We start from the raw sequence: 12,977 nt of genomic DNA on the forward strand, positions 1-12,977 counted from the left end.
CTTTTTTTCGGTTGTCTGCATCATTCCTGGGAGACTGATGCCATCATCGATGGTGATGTCACCCGTTCAAACGGCTATTCTGAATCCCCAAGGGTCATGGCCTCACCGTGTCCTGTGCCCTTGCACGTTGAAATGCTTCCATATCACCAAAATACATTGCATCGTCATACCCACAGAAAGTTAGCCTGATCTCCCCCCTACCGCACTACATTGTCTTTGATTCGCCAGCTCCAATGATTCACCAAGAGCACGCGCACGGCATCACATCATCTATACGATCAGCTGCGATCAGGCCCACATCATGGATCTGGGACAAAAGATAATTGCGCCACACCTTGCAAGGCCACGCACTTGGCTGACTCCAGTGCTGAAAAGAGGATGTCATCGTTCATGGCTCATAGACTGTAGGTACAACACCTGTGTCAGGGATGAGCACTCAGTCTGATCGATTATCCAACCAATGCTGAAATAGCATTAGCAATATCGTCGGCATGACCGCTTTTTATGGAGTCTTTCTTCAGATTTGCTGTGAGCCTGATAGTTTCCTTGAAACAGACGCACTGTCACAGCAGACAACACCGTGATCACGCCGTTTTTCAGTGGCATCATTTGCATTTTCAATCGTCATGAAGTGGTAGCGGATATGCAATGTGACAAATTGCCACATTAAGCAACGCCATACAGGCTAACGTCCCAGTCATCTGAAACCGCGACTCCCGCTCAACGGACCTGAACTCCAACACCAGTGACTGATCACCCACCAATGACGTCAAAAGAGCGCAACACGTTGCTCCATCCGCTGCGTCTTGGCATCAATGCACAGACCGTCAGGTTCACGATACAAAATGTGCCCAGGATAGGGATCATGACAACCATGCCCCAAGACAACACAACGCATTTTCATTGATACCAGCCCGGTTCAGATTCAAAAACGGGGCGCTTCCTCAATGATGTCATCTCCCATGACATGGGCTTAGGTTGCAGAATCTTCTTGGTACGCATCCACTGGAATACAAGCACACATCACGTTCTTATCGCCGTAAACGTTGTCCACACGCGCCACCGGAGGCCAGTACTTGGCCTGTTTCAATGAGGGCAATGGGAACGCAGCCAACTCACGTGAATAGGCATGCGCCCATTCCGAAGCCATGACCTGTATCGCCGGGTGTGGCGCATGCTTGAGCGGATTGTCCTCGGGATCAAGACGCCCCTGCTCAATCGCCGCAATCTCCTCACGGATCTGAATCATTGCATCGACGAAACGATCCAACTCTTGCTGCGATTCGCTCTCGGTCGGCTCCACCATCAGCGTGCCCGCCACTGGGAAACTCAACGTCGGCGCATGGAAACCAAAATCGATCAAACGTTTAGCGATGTCCTCCGCGCTGATACCACTGACCTTCTCCAGCGGACGCACATCAAGGATGCACTCATGTGCCACCAGACCATTGCGACCGGTGTACAACGTCTTATAGTGGGGTGCCAAGCGCTTAGCAATGTAATTGGCATTGAGCAACGCGACCTGGGTCGCCTTACGTAGCCCGGCCGCCCCCATCATGGTGATATACATCCAACTGACCGGCAGGATCGACGCTGAACCGAAACGAGCCGCACTCACCATGCCAACCTTGCCTGCATCGCCAGACAATAGCTTTTGCGTATCCGGCGTCCGCACGACTCCCCCCTCTCCTGGCAATGTCAGCGTCTTGGGTAAAAACGGAGCCAAGTGCGCTTTCACTGCACAGGGACCTACGCCCGGGCCACCGCCGCCATGCGGGATACAGAAGGTCTTGTGAAGATTCAGGTGCGAAACGTCCGAACCCCACCGACCCGGTTTCGCCACACCCACCAGCGCATTCATATTGGCGCCGTCCGTGTACACCTGGCCACCATGCACATGGACAATCTCGCACATGTCCATGATCGCTTCCTCAAACACGCCATGCGTGGATGGATAGGTGATCATGAGCGCTGCAAGACTGTCTGAATATTTCTCCGCCTTCATCTGCAAATCAGCGACATCAACGTTACCATTTTTGTCGCACTTGACGATCACCACCTGCATTCCACACATCTGCGCCGACGCCGGGTTGGTCCCGTGTGCCGACTCAGGGATCAGGCAAATGGTGCGGCGCCCCTCACCACGGGCGCGGTGATAGGCACGGATCGCTAACAGGCCGGCATATTCACCCTGTGCACCAGAGTTCGGCTGCAAGCTCACGGCGTCGTAGCCGGTGCATTCTGCCAACATCGCTTCCAACTCATCGATCAACTGGCGGTAGCCGCTCCATTGTGCAGCCGGCGCCAATGGATGAATGCAAGCGAACTCTGGCCAAGTGACGGGAATCATCTCAGCCGTCGCATTGAGCTTCATCGTGCACGAGCCCAACGGGATCATGGTGCGGTCCATGGCCAAATCCTTATCGGCCAACGTGCGCAAGTAACGTAGCAACTCATGCTCACTGTGATGAGTATTGAACACGGGATGGGTCAAGAATGCGCTGGTGCGCAGCAGAGCCGCTGGTAACGCGTCGGCAGTAACAACATCAAGCGCGTCCACATCAATCTGCACACCAAACACATGACCTAACGCCACCAAGTCGGCACGCGTCACTGTCTCGTCCAGACTGATACCAAGCTGCGCACTATCGATCATGCGCAGGTTAATACCAGCCGCCGCTGCCATACGATGGATCGCCACAGCGTCAATACCGATGATGTGGAGCGTATCGAAAAAACATTCACCAACCGTCAAACCAGCACCGCGCAACGCCGCCGCCAGAATCGCCGCCATGCGGTGGGTGCGGCGCGCAATACGGATCAACCCATTGGGGCCATGATAGACCGCATACATGGAGGCCATCACCGCCAGCAACACTTGCGCGGTACAGATGTTGGAGGTTGCCTTCTCGCGGCGAATATGCTGCTCCCGGGTCTGAAGAGCCAGGCGGTACGCAGGATTGCCAACAGCATCGACCGATACACCAATCAAACGACCCGGCATCGAGCGCTTATAAACATCGCGACAAGCCATGAACGCAGCATGCGGGCCACCAAAGCCAAACGGCACTCCAAAGCGCTGACTATTGCCAACGACGATGTCGGCCCCCCATTCGCCTGGCGCCGCAATCAACGTCAGCGCCAACAAATCGCTGGCCACCGCAACCACACCACCCCGGGCATGTACAGCATCGGCCAACATCCTGTGATCACCAATGCGGCCGAAGGTGTCCGGATATTGCAGCAATATGCCGAAAACATCGGCATGCAATGCTTCCTCCGGCGTACCCACACGCAACACAATGCCCAACGGTTCAGCACGAGTACGCAGCACTTCCAAGGTCTGTGGATGCACCGCATCGTGCACAAAAAATAGATCCGAGCTGGATTTGGCCGAACGCTTGGCCAAGCTCATCGCTTCGGCCGCAGCAGTCGCCTCATCCAATAGGGAAGCATTGGCAATCTCCATCCCGGTGAGATCGGCACACATGGTCTGAAAGTTGATCAACGCTTCCATACGGCCCTGCGAAATCTCCGCCTGGTATGGGGTGTACGCGGTGTACCAGGCTGGGCTCTCAAGAATGTTGCGCAAAATCACCTGTGGCGTATGAGTGCCGTAGTAGCCTTGGCCAATGAAGCTGCGCAACACTCGATTTTTATCGGCAATCACGCGAATCTTGGCGAGAGCCTCTTCTTCAGTAACCCCTTCAGGCAGATCCAACGCAACGGTCGACCTGATCTTCTCCGGAACAATGGCATCAGTCAGCGACTCCAGCGAATCGTAGCCAACAACACGCAACATCTGCGTGATCTCGACATCGTTGGGGCCAATATGGCGCTCAACAAACGCGCCGGCATATTCGAGATCACGCAAAGAAGACAGGCTATTGGACATCGTTAACTTCCTGAGCAGGAATGGGAGACTGAAAACACGTGAACACCTTGTCATGGCACACGCACGCCACATTGACGGACCGTACCGCGGCAATCTTCATGTCCCTACTGTCCTTATTGCCTGAGCGTTTGAAACCAAGCCAGCACCAGCCTACCGACGTCTCGCACCCCTGCGACGCAGGATGGAAGCCGTCTGTTCTAAATAGAGATGTGTTGCAGATGGGATCAAGTCTTAGCAATGACGGACATTGCGCCTTGGCAGCGGCAGTGCCGCTGCTCAGACCACGAAGCCGGTCATTATATCCTTCAGCCACACGCCCAACCCGGATTAAACCGGACCATTTTCAGCGCTCCCAACGCACTCACCTGGAATGAATGGGCCATCACAAAAAGCATCACACCCCATGGCAAAGCATCACACCCCATGGCAACGTATCGAAGCACTGAAGAATACGTTGCAAACTGATTTCATACGCTTGTGGCAAGGTGAGCTTACCTCGCTACCGAACAACCATAGATGCCTGCCATGCAACACCAAGCCCACTCTCTCGCTCTCACCCTGCTACTGGCCGGCACGGCTACAGCGACACCTCCGATCTCTGATCCAACCATCTGTGACAACGCACACCATACTGCAGCCGCTGACGCGCTGGTCTGCTATCACGATGCAGTGGAACGGCAGCCACTCGACTACACCGCCACCGGCAGCGAGCACATCGCCGGCGTCACCCAAAAACGCTACCAACTGAATGCACAATCTTGGTCGCCAGAACACCTGGTAACACCCTTGCAATGGCAACACAACGTCGTGCTGCACGTACCCGATGATGTGCTGCCGCAGCAAGCACTGGTCATCGCCAGCAACGGTACCCGATATGCCGGTAACGGCGGCATGGCGGCGCGCCCGCCCGATGATCTTTCCGAGATACTGGGCGAGATCGCACGGCGTACCCACATCACGATCGTAGAGGTCAGCGACATCCCCAACCAGTATCTGACCTATGCCGATGATGGCCACGCACGCCGTGAAGACGAGAGTGTTGCACACGGCTGGTCACTCTTCATGCAATCACCAGACACTCGTCAAACACTGCCCTTACATGTACCGATGGCGATCGCCATCACGCGCGCAATGGACCTGGCACAACGCGAGCTACCACAGCTGTCCTTAAAACACTTTGCGGTGACCGGGTCATCCAAGCGTGGCTGGGCAGCTTGGCTGACGGCGATCGCAGATGACCGCGTGAACGCAATCATTCCGTCAGTAACCGACATCTTAAACACGCGGCAAGTACTGAATCATATCTATCGCACTTACGGTAACCACTGGCCCATTGGATTAGCCCCCTACTACGCCGCAGGCATCACTGATCGCTTAAACACTCCACAATTTAATCAGTTGATGCGTATTGAGGACCCACTCAGTTATTTAAAAACACGCTATTTCCGCCGCTTAGCGCTCACCAAATATATCTTGAGTGCCAGCGGTGACGATTTATTCCCGCCCGATAGCAGCCATTATTATTACGATCGCCTCCCCGGTACAAAAGCACTGCGCATCGTACCTAACAGTCCACATAACATCCCCCCCGCTGCCATCAGCGAGGGCCTGACCAGCTTCCTTGGACGTCTGCAACAAGACCGTCCGTTACCCATGCTCAGCGAGCACTTGAAACAACACGGTGCAGAGGCGACGCTGTATCTAAAGTCGAACGAGCAACCCATCCGCTGGACACTGTGGACGGCCCAAAACACACAGGCACGCGACTTCCGCTACGCCTGCGGCATCCGTTATGCGTCCACATCACTGCCGGAACAGGGTAAATCGGTGCGCGTGGCGCTCCCCATTCCAGCCCAGGGCTGGAATAGCTCCTTCGTCGAGGCCACCTACGCTGATGGCTTCATCGCTACCAGCAAAGCCTATGTCCTTGGTCAAAATAAGTATCCCGACACAGCACCGCCCTCAACCAGTCCTGCCTGCAGCACCTTGCCTGGACACCCGAAAGCACCTTAGCCGCCCCTCAGCGCAGCCAACCGCTGCGCTAATTTCTTAGCCGAAATCCCGGTGCGTGCGCCCAATTCCTGCGCAAAGAGTGACACCCGCAACTCCTCCAAATCCCAACGCAACGCCTGCCACTCCGGTTGCCCGGAGACACCCTGTGCCATCGCCACCTCCAACGCATCCACGAATGGCTTGAGTTCAAGCATTCGGGCTTGATCGCGCGACGGATCGCGCTTGGCGCGCTCACTCCGCAGCAGCATCGCTTTCAGATAGCGCGGGTAGTGCGTCAGTACCTCGGCGGGTGTCTGGCGCAAGAAACCCGGATACACCAACTGGGCCAACTGCCGTTCCATGTCATCCAGATTGCCACGCGCCCACCCCATCAACGGCGCTTCCAGCAGTGGCTTAAGCTCGGCCACGGCGACCAGGATCGCCTCGGCCAGATTCAGCCGCACCATCATCTCAGGGAACAGCTGCTGCGCCGCCGTATCGCGGCACTGCGCAAACACGACAGGATCACGGATCGACTCCAACGCATTCGCTAATACCGCATTCAACGCCGCCTCAACCAGGTCGTCACGCAAGCATTCCTTTGACTCAATGGCCGCATATAACAGTCCACTCTTCGAGGACACCGGCAACTGCTTACGCACCTGTTTGATCTTGTTGGCCAACGCGATCTCCAATAGCCGCCGTACGCCATGCGGATGTACCTGTGCGGCCTCACTAGAATCAGCGAAGACCCGCAACGCCACCATCTCACCCTCGTCCACCAACGCCGGGTACATCGGAACCCCAGCCTCACCGGTGAGCTGGACCGGAATCGACATAGCAGGAAACTCACGCAGCCCCTCCATGATGAATGTGCGTCCGGAACGGGCCACGAACGCTTGCCCGGAGTGTGTGCCAAAACGAGCACGCAACGCATCAAGATCCCGCGACTCGGCCAAGACATGACCGCTCTCATCACGCAGACGCAGACGCATATGCAAATACGGCTCCAATAACTGTTCATCGAAGTCGATCGCCGCCGCCCGCACACCGGTAATACGAGACAAAAAGCGCGCCAACTCGCCGCGTAGATCATCCGCCGCAGGCTGTGGAAAGGCTTGAGAAAACGCACGCCCAAAATCAGGTGCCGGTACATAGCTGCGACGTAGTGCCTTCGGCAACGAACGGATCAGCGCAGATGCTTTATCGGCGACAAAGCCAGGCACCAGCCACGACAGCCGTACTGGATCCAGCGCGTTGAGCAGATGCAAAGGCACCTCCAAGGTGACGCCATCATCCACTGCACCTGGATCAAACGAATAGTGCAACGGCAACCTCGCATCGCCGAGTGCAAAATATTTCGGGTAGCGATCTTCCTCACTGCCTTCACCAGGCAGCAAGTCGATCAATGACCAATACAGGCCATGCCGCTTGTTCACTGGCAGATCTTTCCACCATGCATCCAGTGCATCTGTCGAATCAATGTCATGCGGCACCCGATCGAGATACCAGCGTGCCTGCCAATCCTCGTCGGCCACAATACCGGCACGACGCAGCTTCGCCTCCTCCTGGTGCGCCTGCTCCAACACCTTGAGATTGTCGGCAACAAAACCAGCACGCGTGTTGATCTCGCCGGTCACCAATGCTTGGCGCACAAAGAGATCGTGCGCCGCTATCGGATCGATACGGCCATAGTGCACCGGCTTCTTCGGCGCCAACACCAACCCAAACAAACTGATTTGCTCAGAGACCAGCACTCGGCCCTGGGCACGTGACCAATGTGGATTGAAATGCTTGCGCAGCAACAGATGCGGCAACTCAGCAATCACCCAATCCGGCTCGATGGCAGCATTCGTCAAGCCCCAGACCTTCTGTGTGTCCAGCAGAGTCGCGGTCAGCACCCACGGTGGCGGCTGCTTCGCCAACACCGAACCAGGAAACAACAGAAAGCGGCGCTGGCGGGGCGCCTGGAAATCGCCCTTCTCGGTACGATGGCCAATGTGGATCGGCAAACCGGCCAGCAACGCACGATGCAACGCTTGATAGGCAGCCGCACGCGCACGCTCGCTGATAGGCGGTGCATCATTGAGTAACTCACCCGGTGTGCTGATCCCAGGCGTCACCGCAGACGGTGTATGCATATCGGCATTCGCGCCGTGAACTGTACGAGTGACGTTGCGCACTGCGCTACGCTCGCGCGCCAAGCGCGCGGCACGATGCAGCTCTCCACGACTCGGCTTATGACCACGACGCTCGCTCTCGCTGGACGTCCCCTGCCCCGCTAAAAGAGCCCGCAACAATGTCGCACTCGACAGTAACGCGTCCGCCTGAGGCACTAAGCCCAGCGCTCCCAACCCAGATTCTGACTTTGAGCGAGGAGACAGCCTTGCTCCCTTCTTCAGAAGCGCTTCCGACGATCGTACGTTGCGCAGATCGTCCTCCTGCTCCCCCTCGCACAATAGACACAATTGCCGCTGCAACTCGCACCACTCACGCATGTGCAGCACACTAAGAAAATGGCGCTGGCACCACTCACGCAACTTGGACTGGGTCGAGTACTCGCGGACCTGCCAGTAAGCCTGCCATAGACGCAAGATGCCGACGAAATCCGAACGTGCATCAGCAAACTTCGCATGCGCATTGTCAGCCGCCTCACGCGCCTCCGGGGGGCGCTCACGCGGATCCTGGATCCCCAGGAAGGCAACAATCACCGTCATCTCGTACACACAACCGTGCTGTTGCGCAGCAACCAGCATGCGCGCCAGCTTCACGTCCACCGGCAACCGTGCCATCTTGCGCCCAATGGCTGTCAGCGCTTGCTGGCTATCTACCGCACCCAATTCAACCAATTGTTGCCAACCATCGGCGACTGCCCGTTCGTCAGGGGGCTCGAGAAACGAGAAATTTTCAATGATCTGGGAGGTGCGCTGCTGCTCCGACCCAGATACACGTTCACTCAAGGAAGAGACGTGCTCCGCGATCCGACCCAGGTCCAATTGCAACATGCGCAGAATCACCCCAGCCAAGGACGAGCGTCTGATCTCAGGATCAGTGAATGCTGGCCGTGCGAGGAAGTCTGCCTCAGTGTAGAGCCGGTAACAGACACCATCGGCAATGCGGCCGCAACGGCCGGCACGCTGGTTGGCACTCGCCTGACTGATCGGCTCAATGTAGAGGCGATCCAACTTCTGCCGCGCACTGTAACGCTTCACACGCGCATACCCCGGATCGACCACATAGCGGATCCGCGGCACCGTCAATGACGTCTCAGCAACGTTGGTCGTCAGTACCAGCCGACGCCCGGATCCAGGGTTAAACACCCGATCCTGATCACCAGCCGACAAGCGCGCGTACAGCGGCAGCACTTCAGTCTCGCGATACTTGCGCCGCTCCAGCGCACGGCAAAGATCGCGAATCTCGCGCTCACCCGGTAGGAACACCAGCACATCACCGTGCGGGTCCTCACGGGTGATCTCGTCGATCACCGCCACAATCGCATCGTTCACGGTGCGCTGCTCCTCTTGAGGCGTCGCCACTGCCCTCTTGGGCACAGCAACTTCACCTCCAGATCTTCGCGCACCACCATGCATCGACGGATACTCAGTACCACCGTGAGCCTCTTCAAGGCGATCACCAGCACATCCCACCTCAGCCAACGGACGGTAACGCACCTCCACCGGGTAAGTACGGCCCTCCACATTGATCACCGGCGCAGCGTCGAAATGCTTAGAAAAGCGTGCTGTGTCGATCGTCGCTGACGTCACGATCAGCTTCAAATCACTACGTTTTTTCAGTAACTGTTTGAGATAACCCAGCAAAAAATCAATATTGAGGCTGCGCTCATGTGCTTCATCGACAATGATCGTGTCATACGCCGACAACCAGCGGTCACTGGCAATCTCCGCCAGCAAAATACCGTCGGTCATGAACTTGATCCGTGAGGCATCACTCACTTTATCGGTGAAACGCACCTGGAAGCCCACCACCATCCCCAAGGGTGTCTGTAGTTCCTCAGCGACCCGCATCGCCACCGCACGCGCCGCGATACGACGTGGCTGCGTACACCCGATCGTACCGGCAATGCCACGCCCGGCAGACAAGCACAACTTCGGCAATTGCGTGGTCTTTCCCGAACCGGTTTCACCAGCAATGACCACCACCTGATGCGCCCGGATCAGCGCAACGATGTGCTCTGCTTCGTGTGCGATAGGCAATCGAGGGTCCACTGTGACCACTGGTTGACTATTCGCACGCACCTGACGCTGTGCCCGTGATGCGGATAACACCCGCTGGAAGTTAGCACGCGCCTCATGATCACGAGGCTGACGCTGCCAATGCGACCATAGCCCCAGTAATCGCCCACGGTCGCGGCTCATCGCATCGTCGATCGCGCGACGATGCTTACGCAATTGGCCCCAGATGTTCTGTTCGATAACACTCATCAATCGTAAATTGCAGAAGATTGCATGACAGTACATGCTTTAGGTTGTTTATTGTGACAACCGTTACTAAGGAGGATATTTCTATGGCAAAGAAACAACAGAACAGCAAATCCGAGAATAAAACCATGCTGGCATCCGCCATCTCAATGCCAGAGGTGAATATCGGAATCAAAACCAGCGACCGCAAGACCATCGCCGAGGGTCTGTCCCACTACATGGCGGACGCTTTCACGCTGTACTTGAAGACCCACACCTTCCACTGGAACGTCACTGGGCCCATGTTCAACTCGCTGCACACCATGTTCGAAACGCAATACACAGAACAATGGGCCGCACTGGACGAGATCGCAGAACGTATCCGTGCTCTCGGCTATAACGCACCGGGTTCCTACAAAGAATATCTGGCACTGACCTCAATCGAGGAAGAACCAGGCTTGAGTGACAACACCGACTGGCGCGAGATGGTTCGCCAATTGGTCATCGGTAACGAGGCGGTATGCCGTACCGCACGCAAAGTACTCAGCACCGCTGAAGATGCCAGCGACGACCCAACCGCTGACTTGTTGACCCAACGCCTACAGATCCATGAGAAATACGCGTGGATGTTACGTTCACTTTTGCAATAATCAAGACGCAACGCGGAGCAGGCTAGCCTCACATTTAAGCAACACACCATTCCGCACGAACAACCATCCACTTACTCAGAGTGTGCAGCACCCAGCGCCGTACACTCTGCTGTGGTCACTTTGCCGCACCCGTGCAGATCCGTGGAGATTCAGCCTCCCCCAATCACCGGGAAGCCGAATGCCAGCCGCGATATTCTAATGAGCATGTCTTCCGCCACTCATGCAGTTCTACAGCGCGTCTTCGGCTACGACACCTTCCGCGGCCCTCAGCAGGCCATCATCGAACACGTCGCTGCCGGCTACGACGCCTTGGTACTGATGCCCACTGGGGGCGGCAAGTCACTGTGCTACCAAGTGCCTTCGCTGCTGCGCAACGGCATCGGCTTGGTCATCTCACCACTGATTGCACTGATGCAAGACCAAGTCGAGACCCTGCGTCAGCTTGGCATACGCGCCGAATATCTCAACTCGACCCTGGATGCCACGGAAGCCAAGCGGATCGAGCACGCCCTGCTCACCGGGGAGCTGGACCTGCTGTATATCGCTCCGGAACGGTTACTCACTGGACATTTTTTATCGCTGCTAGAACGTAGCCACATCGCCCTGTTCGCAATCGACGAGGCCCATTGCGTCTCACAGTGGGGCCACGATTTCCGTCCCGAATACCGTCAACTCACCGTGCTTCACGAGCGCTGGCCACACGTACCGCGGATTGCACTGACGGCCACCGCCGCCCCACCCACCCAACGCGAGATTGCTGAACGCCTCGACCTGAGTCACGCGCATCACTTCATCAGTTCATTCGACCGCCCCAACATCCGCTACACGGTCGTGCAGAAAAACAATATGCGCCGCCAACTGCAGGAATTCCTGGACCGCCATCGCAACGCAGCCGGCATTGTCTACACCATGTCACGACGCAAGGCCGAAGAGATCGCCGCATACCTGCGTACCCAAGGCTACAACGCGCTGCCTTATCATGCCGGCTTGCCAGCCGAAATGCGTGCCAAGCACCAACGCTGCTTTCTGCATGAAGACGGTATTGTGATGTGTGCCACCATTGCCTTCGGCATGGGCATCAACAAACCTGATGTACGCTTTGTCGCTCACATCGACCTTCCCAAGTCAATGGAGGGTTACTACCAAGAAACCGGCCGTGCCGGCCGCGATGGCGAAGCCGCAGAAGCATGGATGTGCTACGGCCTGGGAGACGTCGTACTGCTCAAACAAATGATCGAGCAAGGCGAAGCCAGCGAAGCACGCAAGTGTGTGGAACGCGCCAAGCTTGATCACCTACTGGGCTACTGCGAGTCAATGCAGTGCCGCCGCCAAATGCTACTGGCTAGCTTCGGCGAAACCTATCCACAGCCTTGTGGCAACTGCGACAACTGTCTGACCCCAGACATCGCCTGGGATGCCAGCGTTCTCTCGCAAAAGGCGTTGAGTTGCGTCTACCGGACTGGGCAGCGCTTCGGCGCCGGACACTTGATCGACATCCTGCGTGGGAGTAAGAGCGAAAAAGTCTTGCAACTCGGCCATGACCAACTCAGCACCTACGGCATCGGCCGCAACGTGAATGAACGCAGTTGGCGCAGTGTATTTCGCCAGCTCATCGCCGCAAGCCTGCTGGAGGTTGATAACGAAGGCCATGGCGGCTTGCGTCTGACCGAGACAAGCCGTGCAGTCCTCAAAGGCGAACGCCAAGTGATGATGCGTCGCGATCAGGCCATACGGGAACGCGACCGCGCCGGGCAACGCAGCGGACTGTCAGTCCTCCCGGAAGATCTGGCACTGTTCAATGCCCTGCATGGCTTACGTGCACAGCTGGCCAAAGAACAAAACGTGCCAGCATTCGTCATCTTCCATGACAGCACCTTGCGTCATATTGCTGAACAACGCCCTACCAGCCTCAATGCACTGGCCCAAGTCAGCGGTATCGGCAGCAGCAAACTGGCACGCTATGGCCATCAGTTAATCGAACTCGTGCTTGCGCAGGGTTGAGTCAATCTATGGATCCCTGCT

At 56.7% G+C, this 12,977-nt stretch carries 5 protein-coding genes; 3 read left to right on the plus strand and 2 right to left on the minus strand.

Annotation, left to right across the window (positions count from 1 at the left end; genetic code table 11):
* Positions 1-973: 973 nt before the first annotated feature.
* A complete protein-coding gene (gene gcvP, locus PLS229_RS08525) occupies positions 974-3,895 on the minus strand; it encodes an aminomethyl-transferring glycine dehydrogenase (RefSeq protein WP_038271491.1) in 2,922 nt (973 codons plus the stop codon).
* 516 nt (positions 3,896-4,411) lie between these two features.
* On the opposite strand from gcvP, the gene PLS229_RS08530 reads away from it, so the two are divergent.
* Positions 4,412-5,908, plus strand: coding sequence for a PhoPQ-activated pathogenicity-related family protein (locus PLS229_RS08530; RefSeq protein ID WP_038271492.1), 1,497 nt, complete (start codon positions 4,412-4,414; stop codon positions 5,906-5,908).
* Here PLS229_RS08530 and PLS229_RS12755 read toward each other — a convergent pair.
* Positions 5,905-10,329, minus strand: coding sequence for a DUF3418 domain-containing protein (locus PLS229_RS12755; protein ID WP_038271493.1), 4,425 nt, complete (start codon positions 10,327-10,329; stop codon positions 5,905-5,907). The genes PLS229_RS08530 and PLS229_RS12755 overlap by 4 nt on opposite strands.
* A 125-nt stretch (positions 10,330-10,454) precedes the next feature.
* Here PLS229_RS12755 and PLS229_RS08540 point away from each other — a divergent pair, with 125 nt between their 5' ends.
* Entirely contained in the window at positions 10,455-10,955 is a 501-nt protein-coding gene (locus tag PLS229_RS08540; protein WP_425511088.1) for a Dps family protein, read from the plus strand.
* A gap of 204 nt (positions 10,956-11,159) precedes the next feature.
* The gene (gene recQ / locus PLS229_RS08545; protein WP_038271497.1) at positions 11,160-12,956 is read left to right on the plus strand and encodes a DNA helicase RecQ; all 1,797 of its coding nucleotides are present in this window, start codon (positions 11,160-11,162) and stop codon (positions 12,954-12,956) included.
* Positions 12,957-12,977: the final 21 nt, after the last annotated feature.

The organism is Xylella taiwanensis (assembly GCF_013177435.1).
Lineage (GTDB): Bacteria > Pseudomonadota > Gammaproteobacteria > Xanthomonadales > Xanthomonadaceae > Xylella > Xylella taiwanensis.